Origin of the sequence: Shewanella mesophila (assembly GCF_019457515.1) — a bacterium.
Classification (GTDB): Bacteria; Pseudomonadota; Gammaproteobacteria; order Enterobacterales; family Shewanellaceae; genus Shewanella; species Shewanella mesophila.
The window spans coordinates 2450835-2467048 of sequence record NZ_CP080421.1; the positions used below are offsets into that span (position 1 = coordinate 2450835).

General features: G+C 45.3%; 17 protein-coding genes and 1 other annotated feature. Of the genes, 6 read left to right on the forward strand and 11 right to left on the reverse strand.

All coding sequences use genetic code 11. From position 1 onward, the window contains the following. Positions 1 to 98: 98 nt before the first annotated feature. Entirely contained in the window at positions 99 to 3002 is a 2904-nt protein-coding gene (dnaX, locus tag K0I73_RS10660) for a DNA polymerase III subunit gamma/tau (protein WP_220061119.1), read from the reverse strand. Between the two features lie 14 nt (positions 3003 to 3016). Here dnaX and K0I73_RS10665 point away from each other — a divergent pair, with 14 nt between their 5' ends. Further along, positions 3017 to 3259, forward strand: a complete 243-nt coding sequence (locus tag K0I73_RS10665) for a hypothetical protein (protein ID WP_220061120.1) — start codon at positions 3017 to 3019, stop codon at positions 3257 to 3259. Positions 3260 to 3261: 2 nt separating this feature from the next. Here the strand turns inward: K0I73_RS10665 and apt are convergent, their stop codons facing one another. The 5 genes from apt to K0I73_RS10690 all read right to left on the reverse strand — a co-directional run bounded on the left by apt (position 3262) and on the right by K0I73_RS10690 (position 6785). Then, positions 3262 to 3816: an adenine phosphoribosyltransferase gene (gene apt, locus K0I73_RS10670; protein WP_220064345.1), complete on the reverse strand. Its 555-nt coding sequence runs from the start codon at positions 3814 to 3816 to the stop codon at positions 3262 to 3264. 185 nt (positions 3817 to 4001) lie between these two features. After that, positions 4002 to 4370 carry a YbaN family protein gene (locus K0I73_RS10675; RefSeq protein ID WP_220061121.1) on the reverse strand — a complete coding sequence of 123 codons (369 nt, stop codon included), beginning with the start codon at positions 4368 to 4370 and terminating at the stop codon, positions 4002 to 4004. Positions 4371 to 4660: 290 nt separating this feature from the next. Further along, positions 4661 to 5404 carry an HvfC family RiPP maturation protein gene (locus tag K0I73_RS10680; protein ID WP_220061122.1) on the reverse strand — a complete coding sequence of 248 codons (744 nt, stop codon included), beginning with the start codon at positions 5402 to 5404 and terminating at the stop codon, positions 4661 to 4663. Beyond that, a complete protein-coding gene (locus tag K0I73_RS10685) occupies positions 5405 to 6241 on the reverse strand; it encodes an HvfB family MNIO-type RiPP peptide maturase (protein WP_220061123.1) in 837 nt (278 codons plus the stop codon). It abuts the gene before it with no gap. A gap of 82 nt (positions 6242 to 6323) precedes the next feature. Next, complete coding sequence (locus K0I73_RS10690; protein ID WP_220061124.1) at positions 6324 to 6785, reverse strand: HvfA family oxazolone/thioamide-modified RiPP metallophore; 462 nt, start codon at positions 6783 to 6785, stop codon at positions 6324 to 6326. Between the two features lie 355 nt (positions 6786 to 7140). On the opposite strand from K0I73_RS10690, the gene dusC reads away from it, so the two are divergent. Continuing rightward, entirely contained in the window at positions 7141 to 8070 is a 930-nt protein-coding gene (gene dusC, locus K0I73_RS10695) for a tRNA dihydrouridine(16) synthase DusC (RefSeq protein ID WP_220061125.1), read from the forward strand. A 154-nt stretch (positions 8071 to 8224) separates the two neighbouring features. Continuing rightward, on the forward strand, positions 8225 to 8581 hold the full coding sequence (locus K0I73_RS10700; RefSeq protein ID WP_220061126.1) for a TraR/DksA C4-type zinc finger protein: 357 nt from the start codon (positions 8225 to 8227) through the stop codon (positions 8579 to 8581). A gap of 112 nt (positions 8582 to 8693) precedes the next feature. Here K0I73_RS10700 and rluB read toward each other — a convergent pair whose 3' ends face one another. The 5 genes from rluB to rnm form a co-directional block, all read right to left on the reverse strand. Continuing rightward, the gene (rluB, locus tag K0I73_RS10705) at positions 8694 to 9560 is read right to left on the reverse strand and encodes a 23S rRNA pseudouridine(2605) synthase RluB (protein WP_220061127.1); all 867 of its coding nucleotides are present in this window, start codon (positions 9558 to 9560) and stop codon (positions 8694 to 8696) included. Next, positions 9553 to 10176 carry an SMC-Scp complex subunit ScpB gene (scpB, locus tag K0I73_RS10710; RefSeq protein WP_220064346.1) on the reverse strand — a complete coding sequence of 208 codons (624 nt, stop codon included), beginning with the start codon at positions 10174 to 10176 and terminating at the stop codon, positions 9553 to 9555. Before scpB ends, rluB begins: the two co-directional genes overlap by 8 nt. 15 nt (positions 10177 to 10191) lie before the next feature. After that, the gene (locus K0I73_RS10715; protein ID WP_220061128.1) at positions 10192 to 10980 is read right to left on the reverse strand and encodes a segregation and condensation protein A; all 789 of its coding nucleotides are present in this window, start codon (positions 10978 to 10980) and stop codon (positions 10192 to 10194) included. 119 nt (positions 10981 to 11099) lie between these two features. Then, positions 11100 to 11720 carry an L-threonylcarbamoyladenylate synthase gene (locus K0I73_RS10720; protein WP_220061129.1) on the reverse strand — a complete coding sequence of 207 codons (621 nt, stop codon included), beginning with the start codon at positions 11718 to 11720 and terminating at the stop codon, positions 11100 to 11102. After that, positions 11717 to 12577 carry an RNase RNM gene (gene rnm, locus K0I73_RS10725; RefSeq protein ID WP_220061130.1) on the reverse strand — a complete coding sequence of 287 codons (861 nt, stop codon included), beginning with the start codon at positions 12575 to 12577 and terminating at the stop codon, positions 11717 to 11719. Before rnm ends, K0I73_RS10720 begins: the two co-directional genes overlap by 4 nt. Positions 12578 to 12795: 218 nt before the next feature. Continuing rightward, positions 12796 to 12904 (forward strand) — a sequence feature (Trp leader region). A 101-nt stretch (positions 12905 to 13005) separates the two neighbouring features. Between rnm and K0I73_RS10730 the strand changes: the two genes are divergently transcribed. The 3 genes from K0I73_RS10730 to trpD are packed head-to-tail and all read left to right on the forward strand — an operon-like array spanning position 13006 to position 16211. Beyond that, positions 13006 to 14559, forward strand: coding sequence for an anthranilate synthase component 1 (locus K0I73_RS10730; RefSeq protein ID WP_220061131.1), 1554 nt, complete (start codon positions 13006 to 13008; stop codon positions 14557 to 14559). After that, a complete protein-coding gene (locus K0I73_RS10735; protein WP_220061132.1) occupies positions 14556 to 15170 on the forward strand; it encodes an aminodeoxychorismate/anthranilate synthase component II in 615 nt (204 codons plus the stop codon). The genes K0I73_RS10730 and K0I73_RS10735 overlap by 4 nt, the downstream gene beginning before the upstream one ends. Continuing rightward, a complete protein-coding gene (trpD, locus tag K0I73_RS10740; RefSeq protein ID WP_220061133.1) occupies positions 15171 to 16211 on the forward strand; it encodes an anthranilate phosphoribosyltransferase in 1041 nt (346 codons plus the stop codon). It abuts the gene before it with no gap. Positions 16212 to 16214 lie beyond the last annotated feature (3 nt).

A 16214-nucleotide genomic window follows, 5' to 3' on the forward strand; every position in this document is an offset into this window, starting at 1 on the left:
ATTAAAAAACTGGCTAATCTTACTCAATTAGCGCCAATAAGCAATCAATGCTGATCACCATTCTAAAAACTTATGAACTAAATGCTAATACAGACAGTTTACGACTCGACTTGCTCAATAAAGTTCGATTTATCGATAAGCTCAATCACATGCCCGCGTTTACCGAGTAATTCAGGGGAGTAACTTAAACTATCAGGATCCATCTCAACATTCATGGTCTGAGTTAACCAACGAATATTATCATCATTGATAAGTCCTTGATGGGCTTGTACTAACAGTTCCTTGTGAAACCGTTGGCGAATCTCTAAAGGTGTCTCACGCCCTTGCTCCACACCAACCGAAAATATCACCTGACATGGTTCACCCAAAGCTTTACCCAATGCCTCTTCAAGTTGAGCCACTGGCCCTGGAGATTCTAAGTGTTTTTGATTAGGTTTTAACACCAAGGGCAAGGGATCGACAAACTGCCGGCACACTGAGTTAACAGCGAGTTGGCGAACACGTCCGCCGATATCCAGGGCCGACATCAATCGATACCATTTTAAATCGGTACTATCACCAGTTACCTCATTACTGACCACCTCGGAGCGCCACGACTCATCCTGCGTCGCAGATACCGCCGTATTCTTTGGAGAATGAGTCTGTGATGTGTGAGTCGCTACGATATCTACCACCGCGAGTGCTGTTGACTCGACATGGGGCCGCGAGCCCATTGGCTTAGCGTCTGCTACCGTATCGTGTCGGCCTTGATGCGATGAAGCGACGGGCTCTTTCTGCGCCATACTCTGTTGCGAAGTATTTGATTGCGTTGTATTTGGTTGCAATGTATTTGGCTGCGACACATTTTGGGGCAATCGGCCTTCATCAAGATGATGTTCAGCTGCGTGGGCTGTTTCTGAGGGTGCTTCCCAAGGTGGTCTATCATCAAGTGACTCGGCTGTCACCGAGGAAACAGTGTGAGTTAAAGCGTTATCATCTGCAGCTTCGTCATCTTGTGGCCGTGGATTTTGAGCTTGCACGCTCTCGTTGTGTTGACTGTCAACATCAGCACTACGTTTAGGCGGCACATAGGCCTGTCGTCCAACCTCAGGCTTTTTTGTGTCACTCTCCTTAGATGATGTTTCATCTAAGTCGGTCAACAAAAACTGACGAGCGGCGAGAACCGCATCGAGTAAGTCATCTTCAACAGGAGAGACTTCATTTGCCCCAGCTGTGTTAGCCCTATCTTCAGTTTCAGTGCCATCGACTGTTAAAGTGCGACTAGCTAGGGTGTTATCGGGTACAGCGGTTAAAGAAGCGTTAGTGTCTTCAGCCTGACTCGCAAGATAAGCCTCATAGTCACTCGGATCTTGCGCATTAAGCTCATCGTCATCGATATACACTTCATTTGTTATGTCCTGATCGAACACCTCTTGCTGAAAAAGATCAGCTTCAGCCGCCTCAAGTGGCGGCGACATTTCTGGCTTAGTGACTACTTCGCTAACAGCCGAGTCATTGGCGACTATATTTGAGTCAGGCGAATGAGTGCCTGCATTAACGCCGGCGTTAGCGGCATGAGTGTCACTGTCTGCAGCTTGATCCATTCCTTGGCTAGCCGCTTGACTTAAAATCAGTGCTTGTTCTGCAACAAGCGCTTCGTTGTCAGTGCTCTCATCACCTTCTTCAACCTCATCATCACGCTTGGTTGAATGTGGCGCTGCGGCCTCAGTTTTTAGCTCAATCTCTGTTTTTAACTCAATCTCTGTATCTAGCCTAGCCTCTGTTTTTAAATTGGTTTTATCAACCTCTGATGGCTGAGCAATCACAGTAATTTTGTTGTTTAGCCCAGTATCATTGTCACTAACGGATTTATCTTCGCTAGCGTTAATTTCGGGTAAGATAACGCCGCTACCAGGCTCACCTTGCCACTGCTTAATTGGCGCTTCGGGGACAAAAGCAACGGCTCGTAGCAGCGCCATCTCTAGACCCGATTTAGGATCGGGAGCATGGGGTAGATCTTTGCGCCCAGTTAATAGCAACTGATAATATAGCTGTACTTGTTCGGGTCTAAGCTGAGACGCAAACGCTTTTATTTGCTCAGCATATTTAGACAGCTGCGCCGCAGCTGGGGCGAATTGCGTTAGGGTAATTTGGTGTAACAGCTCTAATAAACTACGGAGCACTTCAAACGGATCGGCGCCAAAAGAGAGCACCTCATCAGTAACTTGCATTAAATTGGCAACATCACCGTCACACAAGGCATTGAGCAGCACGATAACGTAATGCTCATCTATAGTACCCAGCATAGTTTGCACTTGAGATAAACTCACTTGCCCGGCGCCAAAGGCAATTGCCTGATCGGCAAGACTCAGGGCATCACGCATACTGCCATTGGCAGCCTTAGCTAACAGTTTTATCGCACCGTCGTCAAAAGAGATCGTCTCTTGCCCCAGAATATTCGCAACCTGGAGACAGATCTCATCGAGGGTGAGACTTTTTAAGTTAAATTGCAAACAGCGAGATAATACGGTGACCGGTAATCGTTGTGGGTCTGTGGTCGCCAGAAGAAACTTTACATGCTCAGGCGGTTCTTCAAGTGTCTTAAGCAGAGCATTAAAACTGCTTCTTGACAACATATGCACTTCGTCAATCAAGTAGACCTTAAAACGACCACGTGATGGACGATACTGTACATTATCGAGCAGTTCGCGGGTGTCATCGACCTTAGTACGAGAAGCCGCATCCACTTCGATAAGATCTACAAAGCGGCCTTGAGCAATCTCAACACAACTGGCACATTCGCCACAAGGAGATGCCGTGATCCCCTGTTCACAGTTAAGTCCTTTAGCGAATAAACGCGCAAGACTGGTCTTACCCACGCCTCGGGTGCCTGAAAACAGATAAGCATGGTGTAAACGGTTCTGCGTTAATGCATTCGTCAAAGCATGTAAAACATGAGACTGGCCGACAACTTGCTCAAACGTGGCAGGGCGCCATTTTCTGGCTAACACCTGGTATGACATGGAACTCCCCATCAGTGTCATCAATCAACAACGGAAATCGCATCCGACAATCAGCAAACAATAACATGCAAATGCTTATCTCGCTAGCAAGGAGCCGCCGAACAAAAGGTTATTTTGATCTATTATCCCAATCTAGAGGTTTGTTTAATCAATATGATAAAAAAGAAACAAGAGTGATTAAAAATCAAACAGATAAAAACAAAAATGCTACGGCACGCGAGTGTATCGTAGCATTCTTAAAACAGGATAAAGGTTAGATTTACTCGCCTTCAAACTCGCACAGTGTAACCAGTTTAAGTCCTAAATCGCTAAGGCGTTTCTCACCACCTAACTCAGGTAGAGAAATCACAAATGCTGCGTGACTAACCTCACCACCAAGCTTGCGGATCAATTTAACCGTAGCTTCAATCGTACCACCTGTCGCGAGTAGATCATCGACAACAAGCACCTTGTCATTTTCATTGATGGCATCGGTGTGGATCTCAAGCATGTCATGACCATATTCGAGCTCATAACTTTCTGAAATTGTCTCACGTGGTAACTTACCTGGCTTACGAACAGGGACAAAGCCTAAACCAAGCTCTAATGCCAAAGGTGCACCAAACAGGAAACCTCGCGCTTCGGTACCAACCACTTTAGTAAATCCGAGGTCTTTATACTGCTCAACGAACATCTCAATTGTTGCTTGATAAGCATTGTGATCTTCCATCAAACTGGTGACGTCACGAAACATAATTCCTGGCTTCGGATAATCAGGAATTGTTTTGATGCTCTCTTTAATCAAGGCTAACTTGTCTATATTCATTACTACCATCTTTTTCAATTAAACCCATTTAAGGGATAAACCAACCTGTGGCCAGTTTCGACTAGAATTTTCGGCTAAAGCTTAAGCGTCTTTGTAAAGGGTTGCAACACCGAGTATCCCAAAGCATCAAGCTGTGTCACATTAAGCAACAATAACGCCCATAGACGCCTTTTTTTAACATCTTGATTTTTAGATCAATCGTCAATCTCAGGTATTTGACGTAGATAAAGTAATAATCCTGTCAACATACAAAGCAACATCACTTTCACCCACAGCAGCGGCACAATGATAATACTAATGACGAAACTCAGTGTTGTCGCTATATAGGCTTTACGTTTCAATCCTTTACGGATAGACCGTTTGCGCTCCCAATCTTGCAGCGCATCAGCGAACCAAGGGTGAGTCATTAACCAGTTATGCAGTCGACTACTTGAACGGGCGAAACAAAAGGCCGCTAATAATACGAAAGGAACGGTTGGCAACAACGGTACGACAATCCCTATCAAGCCTAGACAAAGACTGCATAGTCCTATCATCAGCAATATGCTGCGTTTTATTGCCATTAAATCCTCTCATAAAAAAACCACTCTAAAATGAGTGGTTAGTATACCTGAGTTCGCAGTTGAGACTACAGCAGTTGCAAATGCTTCAACCAAGATAAAGTAGCTGGTAATGTCGGCAGCATCAGTACGAGCAAAAATCCAACAAAATAGGCAATATTAAACGGGTCTTTAAACGGCTGACTCATGACTTCCTCACTCAAGATTAATGGCATTTATTGATCTAGATCAATTTTCGCGGCCATTATAGTGAGATACGCCTATGATAGAAAGCCCTATTGCCAAAGAAATGGCTAACGATAGCCCTTAACGATCCCTTTACTCACCATATCTAGCAATAACTGATGGGATCCCTTGATTAATATATCAGACTCTATATGAGTAAAACTACTGACTAACCATTGAGTTAGTTCATCAAACGTCGTCGCTTCATTTTGTTCTAGGTAAGCTAACACTTGAGCCGTTAATGGATTTAACTGCAGGAAACAAACTTCATCTTGTTTATCACGGTAGATACAGAAAAAATTGGGCTGCTCACTCGCGACACTAGGTCGATAGTCAGGGCTAATGCGCTGCACATCAAAACCATACTGAGCCACCTTGGCACTCGCACTCACACAAAGCTTCACCGCTGCAATGTCACTGACATCAATACTATGATGCAAAGGATTATCGCGCTCGGTCGCCACCAGCAACTCCAACCATTCATAGTGAGCTAGCTCCAACATAAAGCTGTCATCGGCTTCAGTCGCTTGATATTCATGTTGCAGAAAAACCAGAAACTCTTCGGCAATTTCAATAAACAGGGGCGTTTTGCAGTCGTGATTGGCAAAAAACTGCTGCACTAGAGCTTCCCATTGTTGCTCTTCATATAACGAACAGAGCACAGGAAACGCATTAGACACAAACCCTTTGATGTTATTGAAAAAGAGTTCACGATAAATGTTCATTCTGCGAACATCTGTGCCAACAGGTATAGGCACAGATGGATCGCGAATGTAATCGATAAATGATTGTTGAACCGCAGTAAAGCTCATTTAGGCGCTCCTATGAATAGGCGATAAAGCTTGCGCCTGATAATCATGGATCTGATTAATTTCTTGCAGCAATACCTGAGTTTCAGGAATATTAAAATCACGCTCCAGTAGCGTTGGGAACACCCCATGGTGTGCATAGCAGTGTTCGAGCAATTGCCACACGGGATCGATAATATCGCTGCCATGGGTATCGACCATCAGATCGGTTGCCTCTTCATAATGCCCAGCGATGTGCAGATAAGCGATTCGCTCTGTCGGCATCGCCTTTAAAAATTTGAGCGCATCATATTGATGATTAATCGAATTGACATAAACATTGTTCACATCGAGCAACAACTTACAATCGGCTTCATTGAGCACAGCTTGGACAAACTCAAGCTCAGTCATCTCGCTACCTGGCGCGGTATAAAAAGAGACATTTTCTAAAATAAACGGACGCTCTAATATCTCCTCAACCCGCTTAATCCGTTTAGCCACATGCATAACTGCGTCGTCAGTAAAGGGGATTGGCATTAAGTCATAAAGATGCCCACCTGCGGAGCAATAGCTCAAATGTTCTGAATAAATATCGATACCGTGAAGATCAAGAAAATGTTTAATCTGCTTAACAAAACCAACATCAAGTTCGCTAGGACTGCCAATCGACAAAGAAAGACCATGACAAAAGAAACGATGACGTTCGGTTAACTGCCTAAATTGACGCCCGAACTTACCGCCAAATGTCATCCAGTTTTCAGGTGCGACCTCAAAAAAGTCGATAGCATTAGGCACCGAGTGACAAAACTCGTCCAACATCTCACGTCTGAGCCCTAATCCGACCTTTGCATCTCTAACCATAAAAACCTCTACCACTTAAACAGATTAGGCCAGTAGTCTACTGGCCTAATAGATCAACGCTCATAATTAATCAATGGATTAATTATTTATTGCCGCCACACTTACCTTCTTTGCCTTTCTTCATGTTTTCTTCACTTTTCCCCTTCTGTTCTTTCATCATGTGCGCGTCATTTTTAGCATCTTGGCTCTTCATCATCTTCTCGCCACACTTGCCCTCTTTCATGGCTTTCTTTTCTGCGCCGCATTTACCTTCACCGCACTTGCCTTCTTTCATAGCTTTCTTTGCTGAGCCACACTTACCTTCGCCACATTTACCCTCTTCCATGGCTTTCTTTTCTGCGCCGCATTTCGCTTCTTTAGCGGCCTTTTTCATATTCTCGCCGCACTTGCCTTCACCGCACTTGCCTTCACCATCGACAATTTGATAACCGGCCTGCATTTCGCTGTAACCAAATGGATTTGCTTGTGCTTCTACCGCGAACGTACTACCAACAAAGACGGTACCTAACGCAACAGCCACTGCAGTATTTTTTACTAATTTCATAATTGCTTCCTTTATTGATCAATTTGTATGCAACTGGTTACCAACATCCCATTGTTGCTGGCTCGGTTAATATGACCCGACAGCGATCTATTTTATTTCAAAAAACTTATCAAGCATCACATTTATGATGCATATTCCATGATAGGGCAACCAAAATCCTCGCGATAGAAGCTCAGAAATTGATTTTTGCCCAAAGATGTTCGCTTTAATTTTGTATCTATAAATGCCATGGCGTAGAATTAGCGCCCTTTTAGCCTAATCTCGTTAATGACCAACAGATTTAGGCAAATTGATTGCAGGGATACTCAGCATCCCCCGACTTCATTTACGTTACAGCAAAGAGAGAATTAATTAGATGCGCGTAGTTTTGGCCCCAATGGAAGGTGTTGCAGACGCCCCAATGCGAGCGTTATTGACCAGTGTTGGTGGTTATGACCTAGTGGTAAGTGAATTTATACGTGTAGTCGATCAACTATTACCAGAGAAGGTATTCTTTCGTCTTTGTGCTGAATTAAAATATCAATGTAATACCGCTTCAGGTACCCCAGTTCGGCTACAACTACTGGGACAAGATCCTAATTGGATGGCAGAAAATGCGGTTAGGGCTATTGAGCTTGGTTCTCGCGGCGTAGACTTAAACTATGGTTGCCCCGCCCCAATGGTTAATCGCAGTAACGGCGGTGCGGCGCTATTAAAAGAGCCAGAAACCATCTACCGAGTGACCAAAGCCGTAAGAGAAGCCGTTCCAGCAAATAAACCCGTATCGGCTAAAATCCGTCTAGGATGGGATGATAAGAGTCGCTGCATTGAAATCGCTCAGGCGATTGAATCTGCCGGTGCCAGCGAATTAACCGTACATGCTCGAACCAAGGAAGAAGCCTACCGTCCACCAGCACATTGGGAATACATTGCCAAAATCAAACAGGCAACTCAACTGCCTATTATTGCCAATGGCGAAATATGGAGTCGAGAAGACTACTTAAAATGTCAGCAAGCCAGTGGCTGTGATGACGTGATGTTGGGCCGAGGCGCACTTACCGTACCCAATCTTGCTTATGTCGTGAAAGGTCTGCAAGCCCCGATGAGCTGGGCAGAAGTAAAAGCCTTATTGATCCAATATTCAGATTTTGAAATTGTCAGTGAAAAAGAGAAATACTATCCCGCGAGAATTAAACAATGGCTAAGATTTATCGCCCGTCACTACAGTGAAGGTGAGCAACTCTTTTCACAAGTGAGAGTGTTAAAAAACACCCAGCAGATCCTCTCTTTACTGAAAGATAGCTAAGTACCGCGACGATTCAAAAGTGCCATAGTCAATAAATTCGCTCATGAAAATGATCAAATTTCGCAAAATATCACTCAGTTTTGATCTTCGTCATAGCCAAGTTAACAAAGCGGTTTAGACTGAATATCTAATAAAGTTAACTAGGCGATGATTTGTGAGCGGATCCCACATCAGACATGTACTGTCAGAGCTTGAAGCTAATCTCAGGAAAGAGTTAGGTCACCTGCTAGCGCTACATCAACTATCGATTGACCACCAAACGCTTTCGCTATCGATACTCATCGATCAAATGACCGCGGCTAAGCTCTGCGACGAACCACTATTTCTTCAATTAACCCAACTTGATGCAGCAATTTGCCAGCTCGATATTGGGCTGTATGGTTTATGTGCCGATTGTGAAGCTGAAATTGAACCTAATAGATTAAACGAGAATCCTTTGGAGCAAAGGTGCGCGCAATGTGCTGCTGACTATGTTCACGAACATAGACACGAATTGCGCTTAAGTCATTAGCGTCAACTCCTAATTATACTTAGCGGTAAAAGAACTTGGCCACTAAAAGCATTAATTTGGAGATTAAAAAAGGTCGCCTAAGCGACCTTTTTTATTCGGTAAAATAACGACACTAAGTGCGTTGACGAGGTGTCTTACCCGATGTCGTTTTATGCTTACGAACAGCACGACGAATCTTGGCACTCTTAACCTTAGAACGGGCGACACTGTGTTTGTCTAATCCCATTAAGGTACGGTTCTCTTCTTCGAGGCCTGCCATTTTTCTGAGGTAGTTAACCTCTTCAATGGGTAATTCAACCCAGCCGCCACGAGGAAGCGTTTTAGGCAGTTCAATCATGCCATAACGAATACGGATCAAGCGACTAACTTGCACCTCTTGAGATTCCCATAAACGACGCACTTCACGATTGCGACCTTCAGCAAGTGATACATGCCACCACTTGTTCATGCCTTCACCACCAGCAGGTTTGACCTTGTCAAAATGCGCTGGACCGTCTTCTAACGTAACCCCATTACGAAGACGCTGGATACAAGCATCGGTGACTTCGCCAAAAGTACGTACCGCATATTCACGCTCGACCTCATGAGAAGGATGCATTAGTCGATTAGCCAATTCACCGTCAGAGGTGAACAGCAATAATCCTGACGTATTGATATCTAATCGCCCCACGGCAACCCAGCGAGAATCTCGCGTACGCGGTAAACGATCAAATACAGTAGGACGCCCTTCAGGATCTTTACGACTGCAAATTTCACCTTCAGGTTTATGATAAGCAATCACTCGACACACTAAATCTTCTTCAGACTTAACCGATACTGCTCTGCCATCGATACGAATTTTTGCATCTGCTTCAATTCTATCGCCAAGCTTAGCAATTTCACCGTCAATACTAACTCGGCCTGCAGCAATCCATGCCTCCATCTCACGACGGGAGCCATGGCCTGCACGGGCCAAGACTTTCTGCAATTTTTCACTCATTAGTTGACTCTTCTGTAGTTTCGGGCACGTCCTCTGGATCGTCAGGGTTCACATCTGAACTCTTTACGCCAGAAAACAGTACCGCTAATGACTCAGCATCGGATAAAGCAGGAAGATCCGCTATCGTATCTAAGCCAAAATAGGCTAAAAATTCATTTGTAGTCGCATACAGAGCAGGCCGTCCCGGCACCTCTTTATGGCCTACAATTTTTATCCAATCTCTATCGGATAAACTCTTAATGATGTGACTACCAATCGCCACACCACGAACAAACTCTATATCTCCCCGCGTCACGGGTTGACGATAGGCAATTACCGCTAATGTCTCCAGTGTCGCTCTGGAATATCTTGGTGCCTTTTCTTGCCAAAGGTTTTGTAAATAGGGGCTTAAGGTTTCAATCGACTGAAAGCGATAACCACCAGCCACCTTAACTAACTCGACCCCTCTACCTTGATAATCTTGCTGCAACTCTTCTAGTGCAACCTTAATTCTTACCCGAGACACGTTAAAGTCCGCTAACACAGTTTCACTCAACTGTTTTATGGAGACCGTTTTCGCCATCACGAATAAGCTAGCTTCAATTAGCTGCTTAAGTTGCTCAGGATTAATTTGCAGTTTATTTTTCGACAATCAGTAAGCCCTAACATGAATGGTCGACAGCGGCTCAGCCTGGATCAGATCAACCAATAACTCTTTCACCAACTCCATTAACGCCAAAAAGCTGACCACGACACCAGCTCTTCCTTCGCTCACATCGAAAAGCTGTTCAAAAGGCACATAAGACTTACCTTCTAGCATAGCCAAAATTTGTATCATACGTTCGCGTGTCGATAACGTTTCACGTTTCACATGATGATGTTCTGTTGCCTCGACTCGCTTTAATACCGCAGCAAATGCCCCTGCTAACTCAAATAAAGAGACGCTTGGAGGAACAATGATTGGCTTAATATCGGCAGCAGGCATTGCCTTTGCTTGGAAAATATCTCTTTCTAAACGCGGCAGTTCATCAAGACGTTGCTGCGCCTCTTTAATCGCTTCATAGGCTTTTAGTTGCCTAATTAATTGAGCTCGAGGATCATCTTCCTCATCCTCTTCGGTTGCTGGCTTAGGTAACAAGAGTCTTGACTTAATCTCGGCTAATGTTGCTGCCATCACCAAATAATCTGCCGCCAACTCAACCCGCGCTCCCTGTAGGAGCTCAATATAAACAAGATATTGATCCGTTACCGGGGAGATGGCTAGCTCGACAACATCAAGCTTTTGCTTGCGAATAAGATAAAGCAGTAGATCGAGCGGACCTTCAAAGGACTCAAGAAATACTTCGAGCGCTTCAGGAGGAATAAAAAGATCGGCGGGTAACTGCTTTACCACTTCACCTCGAACTACGGCTAAAGGTAAACTTTGTTGCGTACCCTGCATCCGCTCTCCCAATATCCCTTATTTTTCAAAAGGAAATCGCTACAATCAACCTAGAATCACTAGGCTACTTTGCGCCAAACGCGCGATTATACCTGCTAAACCAAGCAATAGACAGAGCTTTACACAAACTGACTCACGTCCCCTGCACCTTCACGTAAGATATCGATGTCACCTTCAGACAGATCGATAACGGTAGTGGGTTTTTGGCCTAAATACCCGCCATGAATAATCACATCCACTTGATGTTCTAAAATGTCACGAATATGCTCAGGATCTGACTCGGTAAACTCTTCACCAGGCATAATCAAACTGGTTGACATTAGTGGTGCATCGAGGGCCTCGAGCAATGCCAATGCAATAATATTATCTGGCACGCGAATACCTATGGTTTTCTTCTTCGGGTTTTGCAGGCGCTTTGGCACCTCTTTACTCGCCTTAAAGATGAAGGTAAATGGCCCAGGCGTATTATGCTTAAGCACCCGATAGGCTTGGTTATCGACCCTAGCATAGGTCGCCAACTCAGACTGGTCGCGAACCATCAAGGAGAAATTATGGTCATTATCTATCTGGCGAATGCGAGCGATACGTGTCATTGCATCTTTTTCACCGAGCAAACAACCTAGTGCATAACCAGAATCGGTGGGATAAACCACAACGCCGCCCTGCTTGATCACATTGACCGCTTGATTAATCAAACGGGTTTGAGGATTTTCCTCATGTACATAAAAAAACTGACTCATGGTGTTTCCGTCCACTTTTCCATTTGCCAAACCCAGTCAACACCTTGGGGTTGGAACATATTTTTACCTAATTCAATCCAGCCACTTGGAAAGTGAAAATCACTGCCAAGGGATGCACATAGCTGATTGAGTTTACTGAGCGCTATTAAATTATTACGATCATCGACAGTTTGCTGCCCGAGTACCACTTCGATGGCATCACCACCCGCCTCTTTAAACTCTCGCACTAGGCGCTTCAACCACTTAGCCGACAACTTGTAACCACTAGGATGGGCTAATACGGCAATGCCGTTCGCTTGATGAATGATCTCGATTGCACTCGCCATATCGGACCAATTGTTGGGTACATAACCCGTTTTTCCGCGCGCTAGATATTTCTTAAACACCGCAGCGGCGTTTACCGCATAACCATTATCGGCTAACCAGCGAGCATAATGACCGCGACTGAGCGCCGCGCCATCGGCTAACGCCTTAGCCCCCTCATACGCACCAGCAATACCCGCCTTCTCTAAGCGTAGCCCTATCTCCATGGCCCTTGCTTCTCGCAACGTTCGCTGCTGACAAAGAAACTCATTAAGAACGGTATTTGAACGTTCAATATTTAAAGCAACGATATGAATATCAAAATTATTCCAACGAGTTGATATTTCAGTACCGTTAATTAGACGCAGAGGTTGAGGCTGAGCATTATTAAATTGGTGCGCCTCCTCTAATCCTTCGAGCGTGTCGTGATCGGTAATAGCCAACATCTGCACACCCTTTTCGAGTGCTCGGGCAACTAACTCCGAAGGCGTTAACTGGCCATCGGATGCCGTTGTGTGGCTGTGAAGATCGATTAAAAGCGTTTCATCTGTCATCTGGTTATTCTACTAGAGTTTGTTATTGGAAACATCTAATTGGGTTAAATAGTGCTATAAACTCGTTATAGGCAGGACGGTTAGATAAAATAAATCTCAAATAGAAAAATATTCAATTGACATAGAGCCCAATCGAATGCTTTTATAGAGCCACTAACAGATTCCAACTTTTACATGACAAGTAGAGAAACAATTCAATGACACAGCAGTTCAACAACATCAATTGGTGGTGGCACTTCCCAAATTAGCGGGTGGTGTGAAACTCTGTGCTCATTTAAAAGAGACAAGATTTGACAAAAAGCCCGCATCCGATGCGGGCTTTTTGCATTTAATAATTTAATTTCATTGAAATAATTGGGTTCTTGAATCCTTAGCTAAATAATCTCTAATGATAGAAACGGTCCCAGAGATAACTCGGAGTAATGAATATGGCGTATGACACTCTGGCAAGAGTCAGCACAGTGAAGGAGCGGATCACCTACCATGATGACCCCCTTAGTTTATATCAACACCTGACTCAAAATGCGCCGCACACTATGCTGCTAGAATCGGCAGAGATAGACAGCAAAGATCACCTAAAAAGCATAGTAATGACCCACGCGGCAATGATGATCCGCTGTGAAGGATACAGCCTGACGTTTACCGCATTAAATGCCAATGGACAGTCGCTACTATTACCTATCAAGGCCCATTTTAAGCTTGATAATGCCATCTTATCTAACGATACCCTGACATTACGCCTAACCAAAAATCCTGAGTTACTCGATGAAGATGCAAGACTAAAATCGACATCACCACTAGATGGCCTTAGAACCTTAATTCAGCATATCGATACTGGTAGCAACAGCGCATTTGAATCACTGTTTTTAGGTGGCGTGCTTGCCTACGACCTAATTGACACCGTTGAACCATTACCCCAAGTGCCAGATAGTGATAATAGCTGCCCAGATTATCTGTTCTATCTAGCCGAAACCCTGATTTTGGTCGACCATCAACAGCAACAAGCCGATATCATCACTCACAATTTTTGCGACCAATTAGCCGTATCAGAGACGCTGTCGACGCGAATGAGTGAACTGAAACAAGCCTGCCAACAGTTACACCCTATTGAAGCATTAACGCCTATCGATGCTGACCCCCAAGTCAATATCAGTGACGATGCGTTTAAATCGATTGTAAATGATCTTAAGTGCCATATCGTTGCCGGTGATATTTTTCAGGTGGTGCCTTCTCGCAGCTTTAGCTTGCCTTGCCCTAACACGCTAGGCGCCTATCGCGCGCTACGTTTGACTAATCCTAGCCCCTATATGTTCTATTTTAGAGGTGATGACTTTACCCTGTTTGGCGCATCGCCAGAGAGCGCGCTTAAATATGAGGCCTCAACCAATCAAGTGGAGATCTATCCCATTGCGGGTACCCGCAAACGCGGCAAAACCAATGATGGTCAGATAGATTTTGATCTCGACAGCCGCATTGAGCTAGAGCTTAGGCTAGACAAGAAAGAGCTTTCGGAGCACCTGATGCTCGTCGATCTCGCTCGCAACGATGTCGCCCGCATAAGCCAAAGTGGTAGCCGCAAAGTGCCAGAGTTACTTAAAGTCGATCGCTACTCCCATGTAATGCATCTAGTTAGCCGAGTCACGGGGCAGTTACGTGAAGATTTAGATGCGCTCCACGCTTATCAAGCTTGCATGAATATGGGCACCTTAACAGGCGCACCTAAAGTTAGCGCGGCACAACTTATCCGCGGCGCAGAGAAAGCCAGGCGAGGCAGCTACGGCGGCGCAGTGGGTTATGTTAATGGCCTAGGCGATATGGATACCTGTATTGTGATCCGCTCTGCATTTGTCAAAAATGGGGTTGCCCATATTCAAGCTGGCGCTGGGGTGGTGTATGACTCAGATCCTCAAGCCGAAGCCGATGAAACGCGTCAAAAAGCCCAAGCCGTTATTTCAGCCATCAAGATGGGAGGTGGGCTATGAAACTCTACCTATTAGATAACTTTGATTCTTTTACCTACAACCTCGTCGATCAATTTAGAAGCCTTGGCTATGAAGTCGTGATCTACCGTAACGACTTAAGCGCTAGCTTTATTGCAGACAAATTGCTTAGCGAAACTGAAAAATCGGCGTTAGTGCTATCACCCGGACCTGGCGCTCCCCATGAAGCAGGCTGTTTAATGGCGCTTATTGCACTCGTTGCCGGCAAAGTTCCCATGCTGGGGATCTGCTTAGGTCATCAGGCCATGGTCGAGCATTTTGGTGGCAAAGTTGAGCGCGCGAACCAAGTGGTACACGGTAAAGCCAGCCCGACAGTACATAATGGTCAAGGCATTTTTACTCATCTCCCTTCCCCTTTACCTGTTGCCCGTTACCACAGCCTGGTGGCCACCAAAGTACCAGAGTGCTTAGCGGTCATAGCGACGACCGATGAGATGCCGATGGCGATTTCCCATAAAAATTATAAAGCCATAGGCTTTCAGTTCCATCCTGAATCAATTCTGACCACATTAGGTAGTCAACTATTAACCCAAACTCTGACCTATTTAACCAGCGAAGAACCACTCTTGACCACCCATGAAGGAGCACTGTAAATGAGCGACCTACAAGTTATTATCGATAAATTATACTCAGGTCAGAGTGTGAGCCGTGATGAAGCCGAACAACTTTTCAGTACCATTATTCAAGGTGAAATGAACGAAGCCACAATGGCGGGCATGTTGGTGGCCATGAAAATGCGTGGTGAAACCATTGATGAGATATCCGGTGCAGCCGATGCCCTTCGGGCCGCCGCTAAAATATTCCCCATTCCCAGTGAAGCGACCCGTCGCCAAGGCATTGTCGACATTGTCGGCACGGGCGGAGATGGACACAACACCATCAATATCTCAACCACTGCCGCCTTTGTCGCCGCGGCGGCTGGGGCAAAAGTGGCTAAGCACGGTAATCGAAGTGTATCGAGCAAATCAGGCTCTTCGGATCTGTTATCCCAGTTCGGTATCGATCTGACTATGGCTCCTGAAACCGCAAGGGACTGTCTCGATAAGCTGGGATTGTGTTTTCTATTCGCGCCTCACTACCATGGAGGTGTACGCCATGCTGTACCTGTGCGCCAAGCACTCAAAACCCGAACCTTGTTTAATCTATTAGGGCCATTAATCAATCCAGCGCGTCCCGACTATATTCTACTTGGTGTCTACAACAGTGAATTGGTCGAACCTATCGCGAATGTGCTCAAAACACTCGGCTTAAAACGCGCGATGGTGGTTCATGGCAGTGGCTTAGATGAAGTGGCCGTTCATGGCGAGACCTTAGTATGTGAACTCAAGGATAATGAGATAGTTCAATATACGCTCACACCAGCTGCTCTAGGAGTTGATCAAGCTTCATTGGCCGAGCTTGAAGGCGGCAGCCCTGCTGAAAATGCCGCGATCACTCGCGCCATTTTACAAGGCCAAGGCAATCGGGCACATCGAGATGCGGTGGCCGTTAACGCTGGCTGTGCACTGTATATTTCAGGTAATTGCGACAGCCCATTAGCGGGGGTAAAACTGGCGTTAACCACCCTAGATAGTGGCAAGGCGTTTACGCTACTTGAGCAGTTAGCCGATGCTAGCAGCCACCAACTTGGATAATTA

Coding starts and splice junctions, on each gene's coding strand:
- dusC (WP_220061125.1), top strand. CDS start 7,141: ATGCGCGTAGTTTTGGCCCCAATGGAAGGTGTTGCAGACGCCCCAATG.
- trpD (WP_220061133.1), top strand. CDS start 15,171: ATGAGCGACCTACAAGTTATTATCGATAAATTATACTCAGGTCAGAGT.
- K0I73_RS10720 (WP_220061129.1), bottom strand. CDS start 11,720: ATGAGTCAGTTTTTTTATGTACATGAGGAAAATCCTCAAACCCGTTTG.
- rluB (WP_220061127.1), bottom strand. CDS start 9,560: ATGAGTGAAAAATTGCAGAAAGTCTTGGCCCGTGCAGGCCATGGCTCC.
- K0I73_RS10680 (WP_220061122.1), bottom strand. CDS start 5,404: ATGAGCTTTACTGCGGTTCAACAATCATTTATCGATTACATTCGCGAT.
- K0I73_RS10715 (WP_220061128.1), bottom strand. CDS start 10,980: ATGCAGGGTACGCAACAAAGTTTACCTTTAGCCGTAGTTCGAGGTGAA.
- K0I73_RS10685 (WP_220061123.1), bottom strand. CDS start 6,241: ATGGTTAGAGATGCAAAGGTCGGATTAGGGCTCAGACGTGAGATGTTG.
- K0I73_RS10675 (WP_220061121.1), bottom strand. CDS start 4,370: ATGGCAATAAAACGCAGCATATTGCTGATGATAGGACTATGCAGTCTT.
- dnaX (WP_220061119.1), bottom strand. CDS start 3,002: ATGTCATACCAGGTGTTAGCCAGAAAATGGCGCCCTGCCACGTTTGAG.
- K0I73_RS10735 (WP_220061132.1), top strand. CDS start 14,556: ATGAAACTCTACCTATTAGATAACTTTGATTCTTTTACCTACAACCTC.
- rnm (WP_220061130.1), bottom strand. CDS start 12,577: ATGACAGATGAAACGCTTTTAATCGATCTTCACAGCCACACAACGGCA.
- apt (WP_220064345.1), bottom strand. CDS start 3,816: ATGGTAGTAATGAATATAGACAAGTTAGCCTTGATTAAAGAGAGCATC.
- K0I73_RS10730 (WP_220061131.1), top strand. CDS start 13,006: ATGGCGTATGACACTCTGGCAAGAGTCAGCACAGTGAAGGAGCGGATC.
- K0I73_RS10690 (WP_220061124.1), bottom strand. CDS start 6,785: ATGAAATTAGTAAAAAATACTGCAGTGGCTGTTGCGTTAGGTACCGTC.